The organism is Vibrio sp. HS-50-1, from assembly GCF_024747315.1.
Classification (GTDB): Bacteria; Pseudomonadota; Gammaproteobacteria; order Enterobacterales; family Vibrionaceae; genus Vibrio; species Vibrio diabolicus.
Genome location: NZ_JAMPZF010000001.1, coordinates 302,831 through 328,766, shown reverse-complemented (window position 1 = coordinate 328,766; position 25,936 = coordinate 302,831). Strand labels below are relative to the sequence as shown.

The 25,936-nt window shown below is 44.3% G+C and carries 19 protein-coding genes and 1 tRNA gene; 9 read left to right on the top strand and 11 right to left on the bottom strand.

Annotation, left to right across the window (positions count from 1 at the left end; genetic code table 11):
- Window positions 1-112 precede the first annotated feature (112 nt).
- Window positions 113-1,963, bottom strand: coding sequence for a signal peptide peptidase SppA (gene sppA, locus NDJ01_RS01525; protein WP_104974938.1), 1,851 nt, complete (start codon window positions 1,961-1,963; stop codon window positions 113-115).
- Between the two features lie 224 nt (window positions 1,964-2,187).
- On the opposite strand from sppA, the gene NDJ01_RS01520 reads away from it, so the two are divergent.
- Window positions 2,188-4,200, top strand: a complete 2,013-nt coding sequence (locus NDJ01_RS01520; RefSeq protein WP_168187874.1) for an NADPH-dependent 2,4-dienoyl-CoA reductase — start codon at window positions 2,188-2,190, stop codon at window positions 4,198-4,200.
- A 60-nt stretch (window positions 4,201-4,260) separates the two neighbouring features.
- Here the strand turns inward: NDJ01_RS01520 and NDJ01_RS01515 are convergent, their stop codons facing one another.
- Window positions 4,261-5,577, bottom strand: a complete 1,317-nt coding sequence (locus NDJ01_RS01515) for an MFS transporter (protein ID WP_170891171.1) — start codon at window positions 5,575-5,577, stop codon at window positions 4,261-4,263.
- A 173-nt stretch (window positions 5,578-5,750) separates the two neighbouring features.
- Between NDJ01_RS01515 and NDJ01_RS01510 the strand changes: the two genes are divergently transcribed.
- Together NDJ01_RS01510 and NDJ01_RS01505 are read left to right on the top strand one after the other, a co-directional pair.
- On the top strand, window positions 5,751-6,299 hold the full coding sequence (locus NDJ01_RS01510) for an NAD(P)H nitroreductase (RefSeq protein ID WP_005396515.1): 549 nt from the start codon (window positions 5,751-5,753) through the stop codon (window positions 6,297-6,299).
- A 104-nt stretch (window positions 6,300-6,403) separates the two neighbouring features.
- The gene (locus tag NDJ01_RS01505; RefSeq protein WP_258586124.1) at window positions 6,404-8,371 is read left to right on the top strand and encodes a DNA topoisomerase III; all 1,968 of its coding nucleotides are present in this window, start codon (window positions 6,404-6,406) and stop codon (window positions 8,369-8,371) included.
- 44 nt (window positions 8,372-8,415) lie between these two features.
- On the opposite strand, the gene NDJ01_RS01500 is transcribed toward NDJ01_RS01505, so the two are convergent.
- Both NDJ01_RS01500 and NDJ01_RS01495 read right to left on the bottom strand, forming a co-directional pair.
- Window positions 8,416-8,622: a hypothetical protein gene (locus tag NDJ01_RS01500; protein WP_114323304.1), complete on the bottom strand. Its 207-nt coding sequence runs from the start codon at window positions 8,620-8,622 to the stop codon at window positions 8,416-8,418.
- A gap of 183 nt (window positions 8,623-8,805) precedes the next feature.
- A complete protein-coding gene (locus NDJ01_RS01495; RefSeq protein WP_005396517.1) occupies window positions 8,806-9,495 on the bottom strand; it encodes an SDR family oxidoreductase in 690 nt (229 codons plus the stop codon).
- Window positions 9,496-9,766: 271 nt separating this feature from the next.
- Between NDJ01_RS01495 and NDJ01_RS01490 the strand changes: the two genes are divergently transcribed.
- On the top strand, window positions 9,767-10,690 hold the full coding sequence (locus NDJ01_RS01490; protein WP_258586123.1) for a histone deacetylase: 924 nt from the start codon (window positions 9,767-9,769) through the stop codon (window positions 10,688-10,690).
- A gap of 192 nt (window positions 10,691-10,882) precedes the next feature.
- Here NDJ01_RS01490 and NDJ01_RS01485 read toward each other — a convergent pair.
- From NDJ01_RS01485 to NDJ01_RS01475, 3 genes are all read right to left on the bottom strand, one after another.
- A tRNA-Ser gene (locus NDJ01_RS01485) sits at window positions 10,883-10,973 on the bottom strand.
- Window positions 10,974-11,127: 154 nt separating this feature from the next.
- Complete coding sequence (locus tag NDJ01_RS01480) at window positions 11,128-12,936, bottom strand: DUF3413 domain-containing protein (protein ID WP_124008368.1); 1,809 nt, start codon at window positions 12,934-12,936, stop codon at window positions 11,128-11,130.
- Between the two features lie 22 nt (window positions 12,937-12,958).
- A complete protein-coding gene (locus tag NDJ01_RS01475; RefSeq protein WP_005380722.1) occupies window positions 12,959-13,186 on the bottom strand; it encodes a YejL family protein in 228 nt (75 codons plus the stop codon).
- An 85-nt stretch (window positions 13,187-13,271) separates the two neighbouring features.
- Between NDJ01_RS01475 and yejK the strand changes: the two genes are divergently transcribed.
- The 3 genes from yejK to NDJ01_RS01460 all read left to right on the top strand — a co-directional run bounded on the left by yejK (window position 13,272) and on the right by NDJ01_RS01460 (window position 16,936).
- A complete protein-coding gene (gene yejK / locus NDJ01_RS01470) occupies window positions 13,272-14,270 on the top strand; it encodes a nucleoid-associated protein YejK (protein WP_005396521.1) in 999 nt (332 codons plus the stop codon).
- Window positions 14,271-14,351: 81 nt separating this feature from the next.
- Window positions 14,352-15,668, top strand: coding sequence for an Hpt domain-containing protein (locus NDJ01_RS01465; protein WP_258586122.1), 1,317 nt, complete (start codon window positions 14,352-14,354; stop codon window positions 15,666-15,668).
- A gap of 104 nt (window positions 15,669-15,772) precedes the next feature.
- Window positions 15,773-16,936, top strand: coding sequence for a chemotaxis protein (locus NDJ01_RS01460; protein WP_065645115.1), 1,164 nt, complete (start codon window positions 15,773-15,775; stop codon window positions 16,934-16,936).
- Between the two features lie 88 nt (window positions 16,937-17,024).
- Here the strand turns inward: NDJ01_RS01460 and nhaC are convergent, their stop codons facing one another.
- Entirely contained in the window at window positions 17,025-18,458 is a 1,434-nt protein-coding gene (gene nhaC / locus NDJ01_RS01455) for a Na+/H+ antiporter NhaC (RefSeq protein WP_005396525.1), read from the bottom strand.
- Window positions 18,459-18,888: 430 nt separating this feature from the next.
- Between nhaC and asd the strand changes: the two genes are divergently transcribed.
- The gene (asd, locus tag NDJ01_RS01450; RefSeq protein WP_005396526.1) at window positions 18,889-20,004 is read left to right on the top strand and encodes an aspartate-semialdehyde dehydrogenase; all 1,116 of its coding nucleotides are present in this window, start codon (window positions 18,889-18,891) and stop codon (window positions 20,002-20,004) included.
- A gap of 55 nt (window positions 20,005-20,059) precedes the next feature.
- On the opposite strand, the gene NDJ01_RS01445 is transcribed toward asd, so the two are convergent.
- Both NDJ01_RS01445 and NDJ01_RS01440 read right to left on the bottom strand, forming a co-directional pair.
- Window positions 20,060-20,923 carry an ion transporter gene (locus NDJ01_RS01445; protein ID WP_101911794.1) on the bottom strand — a complete coding sequence of 288 codons (864 nt, stop codon included), beginning with the start codon at window positions 20,921-20,923 and terminating at the stop codon, window positions 20,060-20,062.
- 35 nt (window positions 20,924-20,958) lie between these two features.
- On the bottom strand, window positions 20,959-21,597 hold the full coding sequence (locus NDJ01_RS01440) for a YchE family NAAT transporter (RefSeq protein ID WP_139060837.1): 639 nt from the start codon (window positions 21,595-21,597) through the stop codon (window positions 20,959-20,961).
- A gap of 650 nt (window positions 21,598-22,247) precedes the next feature.
- On the opposite strand from NDJ01_RS01440, the gene adhE reads away from it, so the two are divergent.
- Entirely contained in the window at window positions 22,248-24,950 is a 2,703-nt protein-coding gene (adhE, locus tag NDJ01_RS01435) for a bifunctional acetaldehyde-CoA/alcohol dehydrogenase (RefSeq protein WP_046874521.1), read from the top strand.
- Window positions 24,951-25,091: 141 nt separating this feature from the next.
- Here the strand turns inward: adhE and NDJ01_RS01430 are convergent, their stop codons facing one another.
- Window positions 25,092-25,775 carry an SDR family oxidoreductase gene (locus NDJ01_RS01430; protein WP_046874522.1) on the bottom strand — a complete coding sequence of 228 codons (684 nt, stop codon included), beginning with the start codon at window positions 25,773-25,775 and terminating at the stop codon, window positions 25,092-25,094.
- Window positions 25,776-25,936: the final 161 nt, after the last annotated feature.

The following is a 25,936-nucleotide window of genomic DNA, read 5'->3' as shown; positions in this document are numbered from 1 at the left end:
CCTTGAGATGCGAGGCTATGCGCACAGCATCAGAAAGTCATCTGAGGAGATGTTGAGCGTAATAAAAAGGGCACCTCAAGTAGAGATACCCTTTGTAATATTAGTGAAAAAGCTACTGCACTTGGCAGTTCAAACAAAATGCGTATTGACCTTTAGGATCGTTAAAGCTTTGTAGCAAGCTTGCGTCTTGTTCGAACTGTTGAGCTACGGGTTGAAGACTTTTTGGTAGCAAGCTGGTTGCATCAATACCTAGAGAGACTTTCACCTGTTTCATGAACTCTTGTAAAAATAGTTCAGTGGGAGAAAGCGGTTCTTCTACCCAGTAAATGCCGTAATCGGTCACATTCGCCAGTTTTGCCGCTAGTTCTACGGCATCATCAAAGTCACCCATCTGGTCGACAAGACCAAAGGATAGTGCGTCTTGGCCAGTCCAAACTCGACCTTGAGCAACTTTATCAACTTCCTCTAGAGACATATCGCGATTCTCGCCAACTAGAGAAATAAAGCGCTTGTAACCGTGCTCGATACCTAATTGGAATACTTGAGACGCGCCGTCAGAAAGGCCAGTGGTAATGCCGTCACCAGAGAACGGCGATGTGCCAACGCCATCAGTATTAATGCCTAACTTACTAAAGCCTTTTTCAAACGTGGTGATGACACTAAAAATACCAATGGAACCCGTCAGTGTTGTTGGCTGAGCAACGATCTTGTCTGCGCTCATTGAAATCCAATAACCACCAGAAGCGGCTAAACTCGACATGGATACAACAACTGGCTTGCCTGCTTGTTTCAGTGCTTCTACTTCGTTGCGAATCACTTCAGAGGCAAAGGCACTACCCCCAGGGCTATCTACTCGCAACACGACCGCTTTCACCTTTTCATCATTGCGTGCTTGACGCAGCAAGCTTGCGACGGTGTCACCTCCGACAGTACCACGAGGTTGTTGACCATCCATAATCGCGCCACTTGCTAGAACAACGGCGATATCGTGCTGAGGTAGTGTGTAATCAGGACGAATCGTTGCAAGGTAGTCGTAGTAACCAATCGCGTTGTAGCTGTCTTTGCCGTCACTACCAAACTGCTTTGCAAATAGAGTGCGAATGTCTTGGCGTGTCGCGAGTTCATCAACCAAGCCCAGTTTAACCGCTAGCTGAGCAAGATCACCGTCCACTGACTTCATTTCGTCAATCAGCTCATCCATGGTTGGGTTAAGCACTTTCGCATCAATATTTCGGTTTGTCGTTACGTCATCAACAAAAGCACTCCACAATTGAGTAACCCAGCGTGTTGCAGACTCTTTCGCCGCATCGGACATGTCATCACGAATAAACGGTTCGATAGCGGATTTATAAGTACCTACGCGAAAAACATGAGTAGAAACGTCAAGCTTTTCAAGTAACGTTTTGTAGTACATTGAATAGGCACTGTAACCTTTAATCAATACACCACCATCAGGTGCCAGGTAAACTTTATCAGCGTAACTTGCCAAGTAATATTGGCTTTGGTTGTAGAAATCACCTACGGCGTAAACGGGTTTACCTGACGCTTTAAATTCGTTCAACGCTTTCGCGATGTAACGTAATTTCGTGAGATTTGTTTCTGGCATGTCTCGCAGTGCTAGCACTAATCCAGACACTTTAGGATCGTCTTTCGCGTAGCGAATAGTATCAACGATATCGAAAAGAACGTTTTCTTTCGGTAACTCATTGCCCAAAAGGGAACCAGCAAAAGAGTCCATTGGATTTACATAGCGTCTTTGTTCGACAATCGGACCTGAAAGGTTCATCACCAATGCCGACTCTTTTTCGACGACGGGTTGACCGTCTCCGGTATAAGTAAAAGCAAAGTAGAAAACGGCAATCATCAGCAAGAAGATCAGGTTTGCCAGTGCGAGTCTGATAAAGGTGATGCTCTTCCATATCCCTTTAAATATCAAACCAATAAATTTGAAGAGTTTTTTCATTTTGTCTCCATAACGAGATAGTTACGCCGAGTCTAACAAAGTATGGGTTCTTATCTCTAAGATCTCAAAAGATAACATTTTTTTAGCTTATCACGACCACTCAACAATTGGCATATTTTCACGCGAGATTGATCGGTGTTACAAAAATGTAAACGCTTGTTTGATTTTTTGGTTGAGCGGGCTTAATCTGGTCAGACCATGATAATAACAATGGATGTTAAGTGATGTCTGCCATGTACCCAAACCTATTAAAGCCACTGGATCTCGGTTTTACACAATTACGAAACCGAGTCCTGATGGGATCAATGCACACGGGCTTAGAAGAGCACAAAGAAGGATTACAGAAGCTCGCGGCTTTCTATGAAGAACGCGTGAAAGGCGGTGTTGGACTGATTGTAACCGGAGGTTTTTCTCCGAACTTACGCGGTCGTTTGCACCCATTGAGTGCTGAGTTCAGCAAGCCAAAGCATGCCAAGGCCCACAAAGTTGTGACAGAAGCGGTGCACAAGCACGGTGGCAAAATTGCCCTACAAATTCTTCATGCTGGGCGTTATGCCATGCATCCATTCTCGCAAAGTGCGTCTGGCATTAAAGCGCCAATTGCAAAGTTTGCTCCGAGTGAAATGAGCGACCGCCAGATTAAGAAAACCATTGATGCCTTTGCGAACAGCGCTGAGTTAGCCCAGCTTGCTGGTTATGATGGCGTCGAGTTAATGGGCTCGGAAGGTTACCTGATAAACCAATTCTTATGTAAGCGCACGAACATGCGTTACGACGAATGGGGTGGCAGTTACAAAAAACGTATGCGTTTTCCGCTAGAAATTGTCAAAGCGGTTCGTAAGGCGGTGGGCGACAAGTTCATCATCATTTTCCGTCTCTCTATGCTGGATCTTGTCGAGCAGGGCAGCACATTTGAAGACGTTATCGAATTGGCGAAAGCGCTTGAAGAGGCTGGCGTCACGATTATTAACACTGGCATTGGTTGGCACGAGGCTCGAATTCCGACCATTGCGACTCAAGTACCACGCGGTGCGTTTACGTGGGTTACGGAAAAAGTTAAACCTCACGTTTCGGTTCCTATCATCACTTGTAACCGAATAAATACGCCAGACGAAGCAGAACGTATTCTATCTTCTGGGCATGCCGATATGGTTTCGATGGCGCGCCCATTCTTGGCTGATCCTTACTTTGTTGCTAAAGCCGAACAGGAGAAAGCGCAGCTTATCAATACGTGTATTGGTTGTAATCAGGCGTGTCTAGATAACGTGTTTAAAGGTAAGCGCGCCAGTTGCTTAGTGAATCCACTTGCGTGCTATGAAACCGAAATTGTTGTTGAACCAGCCTTTAAGAAGAAAAACATTGCTGTTGTCGGAGCAGGTCCGGCGGGCTTGGCTTGTGCGACTACACTGGCTGAACGTGGCCATAAGGTTGATTTGTTCGAAAAGAACGACCGCATCGGCGGTCAGTTCCGTCTTGCTATGCAGATCCCTGGTAAGGAAGAGTTTCGAGAGACGATACGATATTTCGCTAATCGTATTGATGAAACAGGCGTGAATCTGCACTTATCGACGGAAGCGAACTATGACCTACTAACAGAATACGATGAGATCGTGATGGCGTCGGGTGTCGAGCCACGTAAAGTCAATATTGATGGAATTGAGAACCCAGAAAAAGTCGTCGACTATCAAACACTCATTCGAGACAAAACGCCAGTCGGTGAGAAAGTGGCTATCGTTGGTGCAGGTGGTATTGGCGTAGATGTCGCGACCATGCTCACAGAGCCAGTTGGGCAAACGTTGGATGACTGGTTGCATGAATGGGGAATCGACAAAGAGATGTCTCAACCGGGTGGTTTATACCCTTACCCTGATGCGGTCAGCGATAAAGAAGTCTGGGTGCTTCAGCGTCGTAAAGGTCGCGTAGGTAAAGGTCCGGGTAAAACGACAGGTTGGATCCATAAACGTACCCTTGAAAAAAGGGGCGTACATTTAGTCGGTGGCGTGTCTTACGATAAAATTGATGATCAAGGTTTGCACATTCATGTAGATGGAAAAGAACAATTATTGAACGCGGACAAAGTCGTCATTTGTGCGGGGCAAGAGTCTGTTCGTCCATTTGAAGATAAATGGTCTGAACTCGGAGAGAAGATTCATATCATTGGCGGAGCTGACCATGCGGGTGAACTTGATGCTGTGCGTGCGATTCGTCAAGGTGTTAAATTGGCGGTAAAACTCTAGCTTTTTAATGTGTGTTTACCATGAAAGCTGCGCTTTGAGCGCAGCTTTTTTTGTATAGAACTAGTCACTGATATCTGGCAGTTGTTTGGCCATTACTACGCCAGCAAGAGTAATAAAAGAGAACACTAACACCACTGCTGAAAGGCTCAAAAAGTTCGACATAACACCAAGAGAACTCATTAGAAGCAGCATTATTCCAACCACCGTGTTACTCACGGCTACATAGCTTGTCCGCTTGTCACCTTCTGCGATATCAACTAAGTAGGTTTTTCGTCCGACTCGTATTCCGTCGTGGGCAATGCACACACAAAAGTAGAGCAGAGGAATCACGAATAGGAAGCTTTGGCTAGCGGTGACCCACGTATCGTAAACAAATAAAACAACGCCAAGTAGCGCGCTCATCGTTGCGCCGATGACCATCACACTGCGGCTAGAGCGATCGGACATTCTTCCCCAGAAAGGACCTGACACAAAGGAGGCCAAGCCACTCGCAAACATAAAGAGAGCTAGCACCCAGAGCTGTCCACCGAGAGATTGCTGTGCCAGCACAATGTAGTACGGTGCACTCAGCGCAGAACATAAAAATAGTGTCCGCGTGATAACGAATCGACGAAAGGTCACGTCTGTTTTAAGTAACGCGAGTTGTTTAAATGCCTCAAGGACGCCATTTCGACCACCGTCTACCTCACCGGCATACTCATTAATTCGTGCATAAACTAATGCCGCAATAAGCCATATGGCGCCCGCTAACCCTAAACTCAGACTGTAAAAGCGCTCCGTCGGCTCTACGTCCCATAGCCAGGCTAGTGCCAGAAGGCTAGCGAAAAGCAACGTAACAAGGCCAGCAGCGCTTGAAGACCAGCCGTTGACTTGACCTCGTTGGTTTTTGGGGATGGTTTTTCCCAACACATCTTTTGATGCGACGGAATTTAAACCGCGTGAGAGGCTGAAGATCACAAGACATGCAATTACACCATAACCCGCAGCAGCTCCTGTCAGAGTTAATGCGACCACTCCGATTGCAAATATGGAAAGAGCCTGCAAGATGCTGCCAATTACCCAGAACCATTTTCTTACTGGAATGCGTCGGATGTAGTGCGCGATGCTAAGTTGTGGGATAAGGGAACCTGATTCACGAATAGGAACGAGCCAACCAATTAAGTAAACCGGTGCCCCGAGACTTTGTAGTATCCACGGCAACGTGACTTTGGGGTTGATTAACGCATCGCCGACCTTCGTTAAAAACTGAGCAAGAATGATTTTAAGAAAGTTGCCGGGAACTTGATGACAAGCTGATTCAGGAATCGCCTTACAGGCACGGGCATCTTCGTCATTAACGATCTTTTCGTAAATGCTGTTTTGTTTATCCTTGTTCATCAACCTGCCTATGTTCAACTTATTCATTTCGCGAATAAATTAACATTAAATCCAGTTTGATGTTAAGTGAAGCACGTTATCAAGCCCACAGAAAACCGGTTGTTATTCGCAGGAGCAGATTGTGCTAAAGTGGCGTAAACAAAATAACAACGATATTCGATAAGGATTCTTTCATGGACGCTCTCGATCTTTTGCTCAATCGCCGATCTATCGCGAAGTTATCTGCGCCTGCACCAGAAGGTAAAGCGCTTGAGAACATCATTCGTGCAGGCCTTCGTGCGCCTGACCATGCGGGATTAACCCCTTGGCGTTTCGTTATCGCACAGGGCGATGGTTTGAAAAAACTGTCAGATATCTTGGTAAAAGCGGCAGAAGCTGAAAATAGTGATGAAGCGGTGGTCGAAAAGGTGAAAAATGCGCCATTTCGTGCGCCAATGGTGATCACGGTGATTGCTAAAGTTACGGAACATGAGAAAGTGCCTGCACTAGAGCAACACTTATCTGCGGGATGTGCCGTACAATCCATGCAGATGGCAGCGGTAGCGCAAGGCTTTCAAGGATTTTGGCGCTCAGGTAAGTGGATGTTCCATCCAGAAGTTCATCAAGCGTTTGGTTTAGAAGGCGACGATGAGATTGTTGGTTTCTTGTACCTAGGTACGCCTGGTTGCACACCGATGAAAGTTCCTGAGCGTGACCTCTCTCAGTTTGTTGAATTTCTATAACTGAAAACTTAAACAAACTTGACTGTTTATTTATACAGTTTTTCTTGATTTATTAGGGCTACATTCGTTAATGTGGCCCTAATTATATTTATTTCCAAAACGTTATGTCTCGTCTGTTTATTGCTGAAAAACCAAGCTTAGGCCGTGCGATTGCCGCTGCACTGCCAAACCCTCAAAAGAAAGATCAAGGATTCATCCGCTGTGGGAACGGGGATATCGTTACTTGGTGTATCGGCCATTTGCTCGAACAAGTCGAACCTGACGCTTATGATGAGCGTTATAAAAAGTGGAATATGGCAGATTTACCAATTGTTCCGCAGCAATGGCAGCTCAGACCGAGGAAAAGCGCAAGTAAGCAATTAACAGTGATTCGTAAATTGCTCAAAGAAGCTAACGAAGTCATTCATGCAGGAGACCCAGACCGAGAGGGTCAGCTGTTAGTTGATGAAGTTCTCGACTATTGCAAGTTATCTAAAACCAAGAAGGAATCCACACAGCGTTTGCTGATTTCCGACTTGAACTTACCTGCGGTTAAACGTGCACTCAGTTCTATGCGCAGTAATCGAGAGTTTATCCCACTTTCAGTTTCTGCATTGGCTCGCTCTCGGGCTGATTGGCTGTATGGTATGAACATGTCTCGTGCTTATACCTTGCTTGGTCAAAAAGCAGGGTATCAAGGTGTTCTCTCGGTAGGGCGAGTGCAAACGCCAGTTCTTGGCTTAGTGGTGCGTCGTGATGAAGAAATCGAAAACTTTGTCCCGAAAGACTATTTTACCCTACATGCTCTGATCCCATATCAAGATGCCAATGGTACTTTTGATATTCGTGCTCGTTGGAAGCCAAGTGAGGCATGCAAGCCTTGGCAGGATGAAGAAGGGCGAGTGTTAAACCGTAAGTTAGTGGAAAACGTTGCAAACCGTATTGCAAATCAACCCGCTAAAGTGACGGAGTCGGAACAAAAGCAAACCAAGCAATCAGCACCATTACCTTATTCATTATCTGCTTTACAGATCGATGCAGCGAAGCGCTATGGTATGAGTGCGCAACAAGTACTAGATACTTGTCAGGCATTGTATGAAAAGCACAAGCTGATCACTTACCCGCGTTCAGATTGTCGCTATTTACCGATGGAACACTACTCGCAAGCAGGGACAGTGACAACTGCTATTGCGAATAACGCAAAAGAGCTGCAAGGTGCCGTTCAGGGAGCAGACTTAACATTAAAGTCCAAAGCTTGGAATGATAAAAAAGTGGATGCGCACCATGCGATTATCCCTACACCAAAACAAGCTAATGTGAATGCGCTTTCGGGTAATGAGATGAAAGTGTATCAATTGATTGCGCGCCAGTATCTCATGCAGTTTTATCCGGCGGCGGTTTACGCAGAAGCGAAATTGGTTTTCGATATCGCTGGTGGTACGTTTATCGCGAAAGGTCGTCAGTTAGTTTCGCCGGGTTGGAAAGCGCTAATGGGCAAAACTGACAAGGAAGATGAAGGTATTGATGCCGTTCCACCGTTACCCGAAGGCACCGTGTTAACTTGTCGTGAAGGGGAAATAAAAGACCGAAAAACCGAGCCACCAAAGCACTTTACCGAAGCATCGCTGTTGCAAGCGATGACCGGGATCGCCCGTTACGTTGCGGATAAAGAACTGAAAAAAGTCCTTCGTGATACTGATGGGCTAGGTACGGAAGCGACTCGCGCTGGTATTTTGGACACGCTGTTCAAACGCCAACTGCTCACGCGTCAAGGTAAATCAATTCTCAGCTCTCCTGCGGGAAGAGGTCTCATTCATGCCTTGCCACAGGATTCAACGTACCCAGATATGACGGCTCATTGGGAGCACCAGTTACAAGGTATGGCAGAGAGAAATCAGGCATATCAGCCGTTTATGCAAGCACTAGAGCAACGCATTGATGGTTTGATGGCACAAGTAAAAGCAGGGCCGATCCCTGATTCATTGCGTCATCTACCCAAGGTGGAACGTCCAGCGTTTAAACGTAAAAAGCGTAGTTATTCAAAGAGTGGTGGCGCGGCTAAATCTCGTGCAACCAAAGGTAAGCGGGCATAGGACAAGCGCGGCGTAATTAAACACCGCGCATGCTTGAAAATAGATTACTCGAACAGGTCACCGTGGTTTTGGATCGCGCCTCTTACTTCTCCTTGAGTTAACACGCGTTTGTCCAGTACCTCTTTCACCTGCTTGCCCAAGTCAACTAATGTATCTCGATTTGCTTGAGTTTGGCGTTTACCAGCACTTCTCAAGCAGTAGTTTAGCTCGTGTTCTTCGCTAAAATTAACCAAATCCCTATCTGCTGCCATCGTGCCTTCTCCTTAATTGTTCTACTTTTTCATAAGTCTGGATTGGATATAGATAAATTCAAGTTAGATTGCGCGAATTATGCTGGTGGATCACTGGTGAACATTATGTTTGCCAACCAAGTCACGATTATGAAGCCTAGCTTAGGTGTTATTTGGTTTATTGATGGTTGTTTCTTAACGCCGCTACCAAGGTAGCTCAGTACCATCGTAGTTAATAAATCGACCTGAAAGTTGCGGTGTACTCAGCTCTATCACGTTCGCTAGGCCCTGCGCGGAGGTTTGCGTATCTATCAATGCATTTGGCCCGCCCATTGCCGTTTTTACCCAACCAGGATGAAGCGCTAAAACGGTAAATCCTTCAGGTGTTAAATCATTGCTCAAGCTTTTAACAACCGAGTTTAGCGCCGCTTTCGATGAACGATAAATATAACCGCCACCGGACGTATTTTCCGTCATGCTCCCCACTTTTGATGAGATACAAGCAATCTTTTTCATCTTGCCTTGTTGTAAGCGAGGGTAACAGTGCTCAACCAGTTTTAACGGTGCAATGGTGTTTACTTCGAAGACTTTACGCCATTCTTCTACGTCAGTGTTTCCAAAGCCATATCCCTTGGGGCCGTAATATCCCGCATTGTTAATGAGTAAGTCGATGGCGGGGAGCTTATCTGCAAGCAGAGCGACTTGTTCGTAGTGAGTGACATCCAGTTCGTGCAAAACTAGATTGCTGTAATGTGAGGCTAGAGTTTGTAGTTCAGAACTGTTCTCTAAGGAACGGCTAGTAGCGTGTACTTGATGGCCTTGCTTCAGGTACAGCTCAGTTAAGCTAAGGCCAATGCCGCGATTTGCTCCGGTAATAAAGACGGTTTGACTCATACAAACACCTATATTTTTTTGATTTCAGTTGAAAGTCATTGTGTTAGCTAAGCGCAATAAAATCAACCAGCCACCACGCACCAACAACGAAAGATGAAAATAGGGACAGAGCACAAAGAGAGCCAAACAGTGCGCCGAGAATAGCAAAGAAAGTAGAATTCATATGTATATTAAATTTAATTGATATTGAAAATCATTATCAATTAAATTGCATTTTATTCAACCCTTGAAGTTGATACTATTTCGTTACCATTGTTATTAAGAATTTCTCATGCTGCCATTTATCTACCACCCGATTTATTCTCAACTTGAGTTGCCAGAGGGGCATCGTTACCCAATTATGAAGTACCAGTACCTCTATGAATCGGTATTGGTACATATGGAGAAAGATAACTGGAAAGAACACGTGCAGTGTTTCCAGCCAGAAGCATTAACTGTTGAGGAAGTAAAACGTGTTCATGACCAGGAATACGTCGACTTACTTGTGAATGGAAACATGCCAGCTGCGAAGATGCGCCGAATAGGTTTTCCTTGGAGTGAGTCTCTCATTACCAGAACGCTAACTTCAGCAGCGGGCACGGCTTTGACCGCAAATAAAGCACTTGAGTATGGTGTTGCCATTCATTTGAGTGGCGGGTACCACCACGCACACAAAGAGTTTGGCAGTGGTTTTTGTTTATTTAATGACTTAGTGATCGCGGCTAGGCAAGCGCTCGAAGTCGAGCATGTCGATAAAGTATTGATCATTGATAGTGATGTTCACCATGGGGATGGAACAGCAACTTTGTGTCACGATGAGCCAGATATCATCACGCTTTCTTTCCACTGTGATAAAAATTTCCCAGCGAGGAAGCCTCAGTCTGATCTAGATGTGCCTTTGGTGCGAGGAACAGGTGATGAGGATTTTTTAATGGCGTTTAAGGAAGTGGTCGATATGGCGCTTAATCTTCATCGTCCTGATTTGGTTATCTACGATGCTGGTGTTGATATACATCAAGACGATGAGCTTGGATATTTTGATGTGTCGACGCAAGGGATTTTAGAGCGTGATAGATTTTTAATGCAAACAATGAAATCGCGAGGTATCCCTGTCGCAGCTGTCGTCGGAGGTGGATATCGAACGAATCATGCAGACCTTGTCCCAATTCATTTGCAGCTCATTAATGCCGCTAAAGAAGTCTTTGTTGGTAAGTAAATACAACTAGACGTAAGTATCAACCTGATTCAGAACGGGACACTGAAACGAAAAGGTCGTTAATTTCTAAGCGTGCTCTTTCTGAATGTTGCGGAGTGCTTAGTTGTGTTCAAAGAAGGGATTTGTACTAATCTTTTCAATTCTGGATATACGAAAAAGCCCGCTAATTTCTTAGCGGGCTTTTTCTAAATGTGGCGGAGAGATAGGGATTTGAACCCTAGATACGCTATTAACGTATGCCGGTTTTCAAGACCGGTGCTTTCAACCACTCAGCCATCTCTCCGTTGCTGAGGCGCATAATATAAGGCTTTGAAAATGTTGTAAACCCCTAGTTGAACTGATTGGATGTTTACTGCGCAAATTTGTGGTTTGTGTTGTTTAAATAAACAAAAACTCCCCAAAAAGGGGAGTTTGAATAGTGTATGGATTGCTAGGTATTAATCGTTTTTAGAATAAAAACGCTGTAACTCAGTTAAACCTTGCATCAAAACTGGCAACTTCGGTGCATCATCTCGAAGTCGTTTGTAATTTTTGTCATACAACTTGTAGTTGCCAAACTTATCGATCACTGTGGTTTGCGAGCTAGTAATTAAGGCAAGCTCACGAGTGTCACCCGCTAGGATCCAACGGCGACGACTTTCGTCAAATAGGTTACGACCACTACTGTAATCATATGGGTTGGAAGATACACCGAGCATATCCTGCAACAACGTGACCGAAAGGTCCAAGTGGCTTGTGCTGTGATTAAATTCACCAGCCAACATTCCTGGCCATTGGATGACCATAGGAACTTGTAACTGATAACGGCTGTAGTTGCTGTTTGCGCCCCAGCTGTTCGTGTTTGTTTCATTAAACTCACTACCGTGATTAGAAGTGATAATCACGATGGTGTTTGTCAATAGTCCATTTTTTTCAAGCTCACCAATAATGCTAGCGATGGTTTTATCCGCTGATTTCACCGCATATTCATAAGCTTTTTTGAAGCGATCACTTGCGGACATTTCTTCGTCATTATTTGAAGGGATCGATTCAAAATTATCAACGGTGGTGACTTCGATGTAACTAAACCATGGTTGACTCGCTTTCTCTGTTAACCATGTATTCCAGTTCGCGATAGATTGCTTATCGGTATGAGCTTGTGTGCCATCGAGGTCTTCCGCTAGTTTTAAGTCGCGGAAAATAATCTCTGAGTAGAGATCATCTTCAAACCCGCTGCCACTGAATAGGCCGAAGTTGTAACCCTGATCTTTCAGTACATCGAGTAACACTGGCGAAGCACCTTGCGCCTTGATGCTTGAGGCGTAACTGGTTGGTAAGCCGTAGAACAAACCAAAAGCCCCGTAAGTATCATTACTTGAACTGTAATGATTACGGAAGTTCTGATTGTTTTCGGCAAACTCATAGAGGTTAGGCATCTCTTCTGGATTCAGCGCGTCTGCACGCAGGTTGTTTACGCTGATCATCAATACGTTGAGCTTATTGACTCGACGGTTAAACTCTAGCTTTTCCAGAGGGTAATTGACTAACTCTACGTTGCCTTCATTTTCCGCTAAGCGTTTTAGGTATTCCTCACGGTCAAGTAGACCATGTTTTTCCATAAAACTCTTCGCCGTCATCGGATAAGACAATGGGAAGTTTGAACGCTGACTGGTAATTGGATTGTAGAAGTATGCATCTGCCCAAATATAAACCAAATGGCTGGTCATAAAGCTGAGGAAAAATACAGCTGCTAGAGGACGTCCTACGTGCTTATGAGATAGTTTGCGCTGTTTTCGCCATACCCATTCGGATAGAGCGAGCTGAATAAGGAAGATCAGCGGCATTACAACAAACAGATGTTGTAGATCAGTGCTGAGTGCACTTTTATCTTCGCTGAATAGTAACTCCCAAACGACAGGAGTTAAGTGCAAATTGATCGACTGATACGCTTGGGTATCAATCAATAATATGGTTTGCCCAACGGTCGCGAAAATCACTGCCACCAAACGGAACAATTTCCGCGATGGCAGGATAAACGTTAACGGGAATAGAACGAGCAAGTAAAGCGCGAAAACTAGAAAGCCAAAGTGACCAACCCAAGAAACCGCCAGATAAAACTGACCAAGTAACGTCTCGGGCCAAGGAGACTGAACAATGTAGCGTGTGCCTATCAACATCGATGCAACGATATTGAAGAATGCAAACCAGTGACCCCAACCAACCAGTCGAGATACACGTTCGCCGTATGAGTTTCCGCTGTCTACCATGTATGTGTTCTATTGTCCGTTATTAGTGTGTTTTTGGTGTTTCTAAAGAAGACATCAGCGCCTGAGCAAATTTTTCAGCAATCGCTTTACGTTGTGAAGCAGCAACACGTTGATTTAAGACATTGGTTGCGATATTTCCGGCAATCATTAGCGTCAACTCAGGAGAAGCAGCGTGTTTTTCAAGAACTGTTGCTACTTCAGCAAGAATTTTCTCTACTTGCTCGTCAGTATATTTAGATGTAATCGGCATAAAGACTCTAATAATGATAGTAAAAGCGGCTTATGATAACCTACAATGCCCATCAACTAAAACCTTGTAGCAAGATAAAATCACTATGAGCCTTCATCTTTCAAACGTTATTCTGCATCAACTGTGCAAAAACGATCAGGACGAGCTAGTTGTAAACTTTCGTCCAGCATCATTAGAGAACGATGCATCTACTGAAAACTTAGTCGCTGAGCTTCACCGAGTATTCCATTCTAAAGCTGGTAAAGGTTTTGGCTCTTTCCAGTCAGACAGCGAATTTCAATTTTGGCTTCAAGAAATGCGCAAAGGAGAGCGAGATTTTTACGACTTCTCACAAATTAGTGCAAATCGCTTGAAAGAAGAGTTGATTAAGTACCCATTTGCGGATGAAGGTATTTTGGTTTTCGCTGAGTATCAGAGTTTAGCAACGGACTACTTGTTCATCGGTATCTTACCAATGAACCAAAGTTTAAAAGTGACCGAAGGTTTGGACATCAGTGCGACGGATTACCTAGATATCACCAAAATGGATATTGCGGCACGAATTGACTTGTCGAGCTACGACACTGACAAGGAATCTAATCGTTACTTGCAATACATCAAGGGACGCGTCGGCCGTAAAGTAGCGGATTTCTTCCTAGATTTCCTGCAAGCGGACATCGGCTTAGATACTAAACAACAAAACTTAGTGTTAATGCAGGCGGTGGATGATTTTTGTGCTGATTCGAAGCTAGAAAAGCAAGAAGTGAACGAGTATAAAAAGCAAGTTTACGACTACTGTAATGAGCAAATTAAATCTGGTGATGAGGTTCAAATCTCAGAGCTTTCTGGAGAGCTTCCTCCAAGCCAAGATGGCACAAGCTTTATGGATTTTACCAAAGAGCAAGGGTACGAGCTTGAAGAATCTTTCCCTGGTGACCGTGCGACGGTTCGCAAACTGACTAAATTTGTTGGTGCTGGCGGTGGCTTGAATATTAGCTTTGATAGCCTATTGCTTGGCGAGCGTATTTTTTATGACCCAGAGACGGATACCTTAACGATTAAAGGTACGCCTCCAAATCTAAAAGATCAGCTGAGTCGCAACTAAAACCGTATCGTCAAATTAAGAGAGCCAATGGCTCTCTTTTTTATGTGAATAAGAAACATCCATAGTATATGCTTGTAATTAATGGAGATATGCGAGGGGCGAGTGTTGCTGAAGCTAAAAGAAGGAATGAGGCGGTTTGTTTGGTTCTGGTTCGTTTTATGGTGTGTTTTAGCGCTAGGGATTTGGTTGCAAGCCAAACAAACGATTCAAACCATTTCAACGGTGAATGAGCTAGGAAGCAAAGTTGAAGAAGTCAGACATTTTTTTAACTTTGATCTGCCTTATCGTGTTAAGCACGTCGACCAAGTTTCACTAAAACTTCAGTTAGCCTATGCAGTTCGCTTACAGCTTGAAAGTGAGTTTTCTGAAGGAAAAATCACACCAGATATTACTCAATTGCTTTATGCGACCGATCGATTTTTAGAAAGTGCTCGAGCCTTTGTAGGAAGTGACAGTGAGCTAGTCTCATTAGCCGAGCAGTTGCGAAGGAGCCGTGCCCGAGCTGAAAACTCTGAGCAAATTCAATCAATGTACTATCGCTTAGGCGCACTTGTTTTGGAGTCTATTTTTAGTGACTCAGCAACGAATAGCGATACTTATCGTGATTTAGACCGACTTTTTATCGAGTCGGACACGCTTTCTCCTCAAGAGCGAAGTGCTTTTCAGCGTCAACTTGCCCAGACTTCAAGCGCGCTATCTGCCAAGGCGCAAGGCAGCTATCTAGTTAATCAACTGCTTAACCCTGATTTCCCGAACCAGTTGACTTCGATAAATGACCAGTTGGAACAAAAGTTGATGACCTTTGTTACTTGGTTGTCAGTAATCAGTGGTTTATTTCTTTCTCTTATTTCATGGGGGCTTTTCTCCCAAAGAACCGTTCAGCCGCTAATACCATCAAGAGCAGAGGATAAAGAGTCTGAGCAAGTTGGTGGGTCTTACGTTATTTTTTCTGCTCAGTCCGAAAGCGCTCAAAGCAGCCAAGTTAACGAACAGAGCCCTAATGAGCCGAACACATCGCAAGTGGAAGTCGTGGAACGTGAGCCGTATATAGATATCAATAAGATGCTGGACTCGCTATCGGGAGATGAAAGCGCGGTGCGAATGTTACTTGAAGTCTTTATTCAGGATCACTCTGGCGATGGTTCAAAAATGCATCGGCTATTAGAAGAGGATAAAGAGCAAGCGCAAAGAGCGGCTCATAGTCTTAAAGGGGTCTCGGGAAGTTTAGGGGCAATGCCATTGCACTGCATTTCGGGTGATATTGAACTGTTGATTAAACAAGGGCAAAAAGTGCCGGAAGAGAAACTGACACGTTTAGATGATGTCCTAAAGCAAACCATACTTTTCGCTAACCACGTTCTCAATAGTGAAAAGATACAAGAAGCGCTAACAGATTGATATTGCTCTGACTTACAATCATCAGAGTTGGGGTATTAAAGGCCCGAACTATATGACTTAGTTCGCTTTATTCCTGTTCCATACAATTTGTTAAAGGTACTTTCATGTCCGTTCGTCGATTGTCTTCAATGATGTTGATAGGGTTGGTTGTGATGCTTTCAGGGTGCTCCCTGTTAGAAGTGAAAATCGAGAGTCAAACCGTCCCTCTTACCAAACAAGAGCTTAATATGCGTCTCCTGACTCGTGAGTATGCGCAACAGTTTTTTGCTCAGGTAGAGCAAGCTGCTGATGCATTGCACGATCAATATGAGCCGCATGATAAAGTCCATCAATCTTATATTTTGCTTTGGAAGATAAATGCTGAAGAAGGTCTTCAAGCCGCAGCATACCAAGTCTCGCCAATGGCAGCACTGATTGATACTTGGACTTTTACGCTACAGATGGATCAATTCTTTACGACTGGCCCTGGTAATGAACTATTTGCGACAGATGAGGCAAAGTTAGTTTCTGCTCACTTAGCGAAAGAGGTGGATAAACTGGCTCAATCTCTGTTGAAACAAGAAGCGTACATCAAGACACAAGCGTTTGTTGCAGAGTTCGTTAAGCAACATCCATTCGCGGACTTAAGTATGATCAGGACGCCAGCTTACCGTGGGTGGTTAGATGCGAATCAAATTAGCGAGGAAGAGGCAGTGACTACGCTAGGTACAATGCCAGAAGCATTAGGGGATGTCTCGGATCGTCTAAGCCTTGTATCAGAACAGACCCCCAAAATTATGACTTGGAAGGCGCAGTTATTAGCATTAAATAGCTCTGCCAGCATCGAAAAAGTTAATGCTGCGCTAAATAGCTTACAAGTTACGGCTGATTCGATGAAGGACTTTATTGATAACAATCCAGAGTACATGCGCTATTTAGCAGAGCAAATGGCGGTAGAGTTACAACCTTTGGTTGATGATATTGACCAAAAAACGCAAGCGCGTTTATCTCAATTGGGTGAGGAGCGCCAAGCTTTAGAGCTGATGGTAGCCAGAGAGCGCCAAGAAATCGCGCAGATCATTACCCATGAGCGTGAGAAGTTTGCTCAAGATATGGACCGAGTCTCGCAGGAAGTGGTCAGTTTAGCGATGACCAAGCTGATTGAGCTCGTTAAAAGTACCATTATCTACTTCATCTTGTTCATTGCCGTTATATTCTTTGCGCCACTAGGCTTGGGCTATTGGTTTGGTAAGCGTGCAGCAGTGAAAACGCAAGTCAAACAAAGTTAACGTTTGGTTGAGATATAAAAAAGAGCGCTCATGCGCTCTTTTTCTTTGTCTTTCACTCGGAAGAGAGATTCTTCCTATCTATGCGAACTCAAGCGGTTTGCTGCTTCAGTTCACCTTCTGCTTGTTCAACTGCTTCCGCCGTTGGTTCGCATTTATCAACAAACCAACCCATGTAGGAACTGATGATGGTCACAATGATACATACAAAACTTAGCCACATGAACGGTGCATAAGACAGTGTCGCAACACCCAGAATACTTGCCATGTAGATACCGTTGTCACTCCATGGAACCATACCAGATGTTAATGTGCCGCCGAACTCTGCGTTACGAGACAAGTTCTTACGTTTGTAGCCTAGGCGATCGTAGTTCTTCGCACAGATTTTTGGTGTCAGGATAAGTGAAACGTACATCGCTGAACCAAATACGTTCCCCATAAAGGCTGTACCGATTGTACTTGTTGCCAGTGAACCTGCACTTTGAACGCGTTTTTCAAATAGCTTAGCGATAGTTTCTAACACACCCACTTTATCTAGTAGACCACCAAAACCAAGGCCGAATACGATAACTGCTACCGAGCCAAGCATTGAAGACATGCCGCCACGGTTAAGAATTGAGTCAATGAAATCTACGCCTGAAGAAATCGCAAACGGAGCCCAAGCGGTGTTGAACGCGGTTAGGAAGTCCACATCTTGAATCATTACTGCCCAAATAATACCGAGCAGAGAACCAAAACTGATCACTGGGAATGAAGGCATACGCATTGCTAGAAGTGACAATACGATGATCACAGGAACAAATGAGTAAGGGGTGATGTAGAATTGTTGCTCCATCGCTTTAATTACAGAGTCTACCTGGCTCATGTCAACTTGACCTGCGTAGTGGAAGCCAAATGCAGTAAACATAATGCCTGTAATAATGTAGCTAATGAGTGCGATCGGCAGCATGCCTTTAATATGTTCCATCACTTCAACATTAGACATAGATGAAGCAAGGATGACGGAGTCCGATAGAGGCGACATTTTGTCACCAAAGTAACAACCTGAAAGCACCGCACCAGCTGTAATTGGTGCAGGAACGCCAAGGCCTTGGCCAATACCCATCATCGCAATACCAGCAGTACCTGCAGCGCCCCAAGAGGTGCCAGTCGCTAGCGCAGTCAATGAACAGATGATCATGGTAGCGAGCAAAAAGATAGAAGGGTGAATTGCTTTAAGGCCGTAGTAAATAATGGTTGGAACAATACCACCAGAGATCCACGTACCAACAAGCGCGCCAACGGCAAGAAGAATTAAGACGGCTCCAAGTCCATTGGAAATGCCATTTAGTGCAGCTTTTTCCAGATCTTTGTACTGATGACCAAGCTTAATGCCTAATATCATGATAATGAACCAACCGATGTACAGCGCTAGCTGGATCGGTAGGTCTAGCTTGGCAGTGAACGAAAATGCCAGCAGTAGAAATAAACCGAGCGAGATAAATACCTGTATCAAGCTTGGTAGGCGTGGTGTAACTTGCTTCATATGTGCCTCTGTCAATCTTGGAGCAATAGAGGAAGGCGCTCCTTGTTGTAATCGCGCATAACATACATTAACAAAAATTATATTTCGAATATTTGGTGTTTTATCTTGATGTTCGTCGGCAAAAACGTTTGCTTGTGAAATTAACTGTTAGTTTGTTTTAACTTTTTTGGTTTTAAATGTTGTGTAATGTGAAATTATTGTGCTTCATGTGTTATTTTATCACTGAGTGGTAAGACCAATTTGGAGCAACAGGGCTTTCCCTACTTGAAAAATGGCCGAAATCGCAAACCAAACACTAAAAAATCTCGTTTAACACGAATTTTCATAGGAAAAGGTTAAAAAATAGGCTTATTTACAAAATAGGGGTTGAGATTTTGATGCGAAAAATTAACTATGGGGTAGGTTTTTTAATACATGGAGAGTTAATACGATGAGAGTTGGTTTAGTTGGTTGGCGCGGTATGGTTGGTTCAGTCCTTATGCAGCGTATGGTTGAAGAGAAAGACTTCGACCTAATCGAACCAGTATTCTACAGTACTTCTCAAGTTGGTATTCCTGCTCCTAACTTAGGAAAAGACGCAGGCTTACTGCAAGACGCGTATGATATTGAAAGCTTAAAACAGCTTGATGCGGTAATTACATGTCAAGGTGGTAGCTACACAGAAAAAGTTTACCCAGCACTTCGACAAGCCGGTTGGAAAGGCTACTGGATTGACGCAGCATCTACGTTACGTATGGCGGAAGATTCCATCATCACGCTTGATCCTGTGAACTTAAAGCAAATCCAACAAGGCATCCACGGTGGCACGAACACATTTGTTGGTGGTAACTGTACGGTTAGTTTAATGCTAATGGGTCTAGGTGGCTTATTCGAGAAAGGCCTTGTTGAGTGGACAAGCGCCATGACATACCAAGCCGCTTCTGGTGCTGGCGCGCAAAACATGCGTGAACTGATCTCGCAAATGGGCGTTATCAATGACTCTGTAAGTTCCGAACTTGCAAACCCATCAAGCTCTATCCTAGATATTGATAAAAAAGTTGCAGACACAATGCGCAGCGGTTCTTTCCCTACCGATAAATTCGGTGTACCACTAGCTGGCTCGCTTATTCCGTGGATCGATGTGAAACGTGATAACGGTCAGAGTAAAGAAGAGTGGAAAGCGGGCGCAGAGGCAAACAAAATTTTGGGCTCACAAAGCTCGCCTGTGCCAATTGATGGTACTTGTGTCCGTATTGGTGCGATGCGCTGTCACTCTCAAGCACTCACTATCAAGCTTAAGCAAAATGTCCCAATGGACGAAATCGAAGAAATCATCGCCACTCATAACGACTGGGTTAAAGTGATTCCTAACGATCGTGACATTACTGCGCAAGAACTTACACCTGCAAAAGTAACAGGCACTATGTCCGTACCAGTAGGTCGTCTACGTAAGATGGCAATGGGTGATGACTTCCTAAATGCTTTCACTGTTGGTGACCAACTACTTTGGGGCGCAGCAGAACCATTGCGTCGTACGTTACGCATTATTCTTTCTGAGAAAGCATAATCACATCAATCTTTGTTTGATGACAAAATAAAAGAGCTCCCTAGGGAGCTCTTTTTTATGCTTCGTCTTCTCCACGAACAACGCGTTTGTCAGGATCGGCCAGTTCACTACCACAGTGTTTACAGTAAGTCGCATCAGAGTCGTGCCCGGCGTGAGAACAGTTAGGACACTTCACTAATACTTTGTGCGATTGCATTTCTTGGTGAAGCTCTGCTGTGAAAATACCAGTAGGGACCGCCAAAATTGAATAACCCAACAACATGGTGAGTGAGGCAAGTCCTTTTCCGAGATCTGTTTGAGGTACCAAGTCACCATATCCAACCGTTGTGATGGTCACAATAGCCCAATAAATACTTTTCGGAATGCTAGTAAATCCGTTTTCAGGCCCCTCAATGACAAAAATCAGTGACCCAAAGATCGTGACCATAATGGCGACAGAGCTAAAGAAGATAAAAATCTTTCTGCGCGCCATCAGTAGAGAGCGTAAGAGGATGTTGGACTCTTGAAGATAGCGGACCAACTTGAGTATGCGGAATATTCGCATGACTCGCAGTGCTCTTATTACACCCATAAAGGAGGCAGAAGGGAAAAACAGTGCTAAGTAAGTAGGTAAAATCGCGAGTAAATCAACGATGCCATAAAAGCTTTTCGCATAGGCGGCTGGTTTTGGAGAGCAATAAAGCCGGAGAAAATACTCAATAGTGAATAAACCGGTAAAAGTGTACTCCAAGTATTTTAGCTCTTTTGCCCATTCGGCGCGCACGGATGGTATTGAGTCTAAGACCAGTACGATTAGAGAACTGATAATCGCGATAATGAGTGCAATATCGAAGGTTCGACCAGCTTTGGTATGAGTACCAAAAATGGTGACATAAAGAGTATGTTTGAGAGAGTCAGTCGTCATGACAAAGCGATCCATTGTTGAATCGCTCTATCATACAATTTTATAGAAACTCAGGCTAATCCTGGAAATAAGTTACGTAAACCATTGGCGATAAACTCAATACCCAATGCGCCTAATATCAAACCCATGATACGGGTAATGACGTTGATACCAGTTTGGCCCAAAAATCGCACGATCAGTGGGGCAGAGCGGAACAACAGCCACGAGCATAGACAGAACAAGCCAATTGTAATGCTGATGCCTACCGTATCAAACATGCTTGGGTAGCGTGCACCGTAAACAATAGTCGAACTGATTGCGCCTGGTCCTGCCATCAGCGGCATCGCAAGAGGAACAACACCGATCTGCTCGCGACTCACGTATTCTGATTTTTCCTGTTTGTTTTGTTTATCTTCCCCCAGTTTACCGCTCATCATCGAGAACGCGATGCTAAGCAGCAGTAGCCCACCTGCAACACGAAACGAATCCAGAGAAATGCTGAACATATCTAATAGTAACTGGCCAGAAAAGAGCGAGATGATCAGAATGATAGCAACAGCCACGTTCGCTGTGGTTGCCGTATTGCGCTTTTCGTCTGGTGTCATATGTCCGGTTAGTGACACAAACACAGGCATGATACCAACAGGGTTTACTGCGGCGACCAAACCAAGAAAAAACTGCAAGAAGATAGCAAGTTCAAAAGTTTGCATGTTGCGTACTCATTAAAGTTCACATTAGTGAAAAGGCGAAGGGGTAATTTGGGCGTAATGTAAGGCAAAAGTTGGGTTGGAAGAAATGAAAAAAACTAACGCATTTCCTACTGTTTTAGTGAGAAAAACTAATTCTTTAATAAACTGTATCTAATCTGGAAAAGAATTGTTGCGTATAAAGTTGCTGTCAAAGCGTGCTGTTTTACATAAACGTTAACATTCGCACACTTTTGATAAAAACTAAGGTGGTTTGTAGAGAGATGTATTCGGTTCGATATACTCTCAGTAGCACAAGGAATTGGGCCTACATGTAATTTTGTTGGCTAAAAATGAAACTTTTTTACAGGTTGTTGTAGTTTCTTTTATTTATTTGTCTATTTGCTTCTTTTTTGTTCAATAAAAATTGAAGGTTAATTTATTTGTTTATCAGTGAGTTATATCGTTTTAGTGTGATGGGGCACCACTTTGGTGGTATTTAGGTCGTGAGAACTGATCCAAGTCAATTTTTTTCACACTCTGAAATATTATACTCAGTCCTGAAAGCAATTTACTAAGACGTTTGTTTTCTAAGTGACTGATAAACAGTAAAAACGATAAGTAATAGCCTTAGTAAAAAGTTTTTAATATTTGTTAATTTTAGGAGATTCCCTATGCCTGTAACTAATATGGCTGAACTAGATGCAATGGTCGCTCGCGTTAAGAAAGCGCAAGAAGAGTTCGCTACTTACTCTCAAGAGCAAGTAGACAAAATCTTCCGTGCAGCGTCTCTTGCAGCTAACCAAGCTCGTATCCCTCTAGCGCAACAAGCGGTAGAAGAATCTGGTATGGGTATTGTTGAAGATAAAGTAATCAAGAACCACTTCGCTTCTGAGTTTATCTACAACAAATACAAAGACGAACAAACGTGTGGCATCCTAGAAGAGGATGACAACCTAGGTACTATGACTATCGCTGAGCCTGTAGGTATCATCTGCGGTATCGTACCAACAACTAACCCAACATCTACAGCGATCTTCAAATCTCTAATCTCTCTGAAGACTCGTAACGGTATCATCTTCTCACCACACCCACGTGCGAAAAACTCGACTAACGACGCAGCTAAACTGGTTCTAGATGCAGCGGTAGCAGCGGGTGCACCAAAAGACATCATCGGTTGGATCGACCAACCTTCTGTTGAGCTTTCTAACGCTCTTATGAAACACGATGACATTGCTCTTATCCTTGCAACTGGTGGCCCAGGCATGGTTAAAGCAGCTTACTCTTCTGGTAAACCAGCAATCGGTGTAGGTGCAGGTAACGTTCCTGTTGTTATCGACGAAACTGCTGACATCAAACGTGCAGTGGCTTCTATCCTGATGTCTAAGACTTTCGACAACGGCGTAGTATGTGCTTCTGAGCAGGCTGCAATTGTAGTTGACGAAGTTTACGACGAAGTGAAAGAGCGTTTTGCTTCTCACAAAGCTTACGTACTAAGCAAAGCAGAAGCAGAAAAAGTTCGTAAAGTACTGCTTATCGATGGCGCGCTAAACGCGAAAATCGTAGGCCAACCAGCAGCAGCAATCGCTGAAATGGCAGGCGTTAAAGTTCCAGCAGACACGAAAGTTCTTGTTGGTGAAGGTCTGGGTAAAGTTTCTTACGATGACGCATTCGCTCACGAGAAACTATCTCCAACTCTAGGTCTATTCCGTGCTGACAACTTCGAAGACGCGGTTGCTCAAGCGGTAACTATGGTTGAGATTGGTGGTATCGGCCACACATCTGGTCTTTACACTAACCAAGATACTAACGCTGACCGTATCCGTTACTTCGGTGACAAGATGAAGACAGCTCGTATCCTAATCAACATCCCGACAACTCACGGTGGTATCGGTGACTTGTACAACTTCAACGTTGCGCCTTCTCTAACTCTAGGTTGTGGTTCATGGGGTGGTAACTCTATCTCTGAGAACGTAGGTCCTAAACACCTAATCAACAAGAAAACTGTAGCGAAGCGAGCTGAAAACATGTTGTGGCATAAACTACCTAAGTCAATCTACTTCCGTCGTGGTAGCCTTCCAATCGCGCTTGGCGACCTAGAAGGTAAGAAACGTGCATTCTTAGTCACTGACCGTTTCCTATTCAACAACGGTTACGCAGATGACGTAGTAAGCCTACTTAAAGCTCAAGGCATGGAAGTTCAAACATTCTTCGATGTTGAAGCTGACCCAACGCTTTCTGTAGTAGAGAAAGGTGCGGCTCAAATGGCTAGCTACCAACCAGACGTTATCCTAGCGCTAGGTGGTGGTTCACCAATGGATGCTGCGAAGATCATGTGGGTAATGTACGAGCACCCAGAAACTCACTTCGAAGAACTAGCAATGCGCTTTATGGACATCCGTAAACGTATTTACAAGTTCCCTAAAATGGGTCAAAAAGCTGAGCTTGTATGTATCACTACAACTTCAGGTACTGGTTCAGAAGTTACACCATTTGCGGTTGTTACTGACGACAAAACTGGCGCTAAATACCCACTAGCTGACTACGAAATCACGCCAAATATGGCTATCGTTGATGCTAACCTAGTGATGAACATGCCTAAGTCTCTAACAGCATTTGGTGGTTACGATGCAGTAACTCACGCTCTAGAAGCTTACGTATCTGTTCTTGCGAACGAATACTCTGACGGTCAGGCTCTACAAGCACTTAAGATGCTAAAAGAATACCTACCTTCAAGCTACGCGAACGGCGCTAACGACCCAATCGCTCGTGAGAAAGTACACAACGCAGCAACTATCGCTGGTGTGGCATTTGCTAACGCATTCCTAGGTGTTTGTCACTCAATGGCGCACAAACTAGGTGCTGAGTTCCACATTCCACATGGCCTAGCAAACGCACTACTTATCTCTAACGTTGTACGTTACAACGCGAACGATAACCCAACTAAACAAACAGCGTTCTCTCAATACGACCGCCCACAAGCACGTCGTCGTTACGCTGAAGTTGCTGACCACTTAGGTCTAAGCCAAGCTGGTGACCGTACTGCTCAGAAAATTGAACGTCTACTAGCATGGTTGGATGAGCTAAAAGTGAACCTAGACATCCCAATGTCTATCCAAGCGGCAGGCGTAGCTGAAGCAGACTTTATCGCGAAACTTGATGAGCTAGCAGTTGAAGCGTTCGATGACCAATGTACTGGTGCGAACCCTCGCTACCCACTAATTAGCGAACTTAAAGATGTGTTAATGGCTTCTTACTACGGTAAAGCATTCGTTGAAGGTGAAACTTTCGAAGGTACAACAGTTATCAAGAAGAAAGCAGACCAAGAAGCAGCGAAAGCGGCGCCTAAAGCAAAGAAAGAAAAAGCTGACGCGTAATCAAGAGTCGTGTGAGTAAGGTTTTCGCTAGCACGAAACCTTAACCGGGAAAAAGTAAAAGCCCCAGTCATTTGACTGGGGCTTTTTTGTTGAGAAAGTTGAGTAATAGCGATCCATTGACGCAACAAACACGTTGTCCATTCATACTTCTGTAGCAACCACTCTGCCACTAAAATACTCATTTGATACGATATATGCGGTATTGCGAACCAATTCATCTTGGATCTCGGCCCAGTGTCTTTCGTTAAGTTCTTCTCTTGTATGGTTTACCGAAGGAATGACGCCACCCACCCGAATATTAAATGGAGTGAGCTCTTTTGCCCAACTGTGAGTAAAACCTGACACCAAAGCAGCCATGCTTTCGACTCCCGTTAAATCTTCATGGCTGTCATGGGAAATGACGTTAACAATTACCCCTTTCTTATTTCTAGCGCGAAATCGTTCGGCTCCCACCTGGCCATAGGTGTAGAGGAAACGTGCTGCAGAAGACAAGTGATCAATGTAAGTACTCATAGGTTCGGGAGCCATCAAGCCTGGCATGGGAGAGCTCGTCCAGCAATTGACTATCACGTCTGGTGTCGCACGCAGCTGCGATTCTATTTGATCAAACAGTAAGTTAATGGACGTTGTGTTATCACTGCACACATTCATCGCATAGACTTTATCTGTGAAGGCACTAATCTGCTCATAGCTCGCTTTTAGAGCGCTAGAGTTTTGGTCACAAAGAATCAACGTCGCTCCAAGGTGAGCAAAGTGACTAGCACAAGTCCTTCCTATAACAGAACCTGCAGACGTGACGAGAATAATTGATTCTTTAATATCCATAACACCTTCACTGTATCCCTGTGTGAAAAAAATACACCAGTGGTTTGTGCTATTAGCATGGTTGAAATTAGAAAGGCTCAGTGTGAAAGACTTCAAACTAACGCTTTTGGATGAGGACTATTGTGCGGTAATTTGTAAGGCGTCACATTTCTGACTGTGGA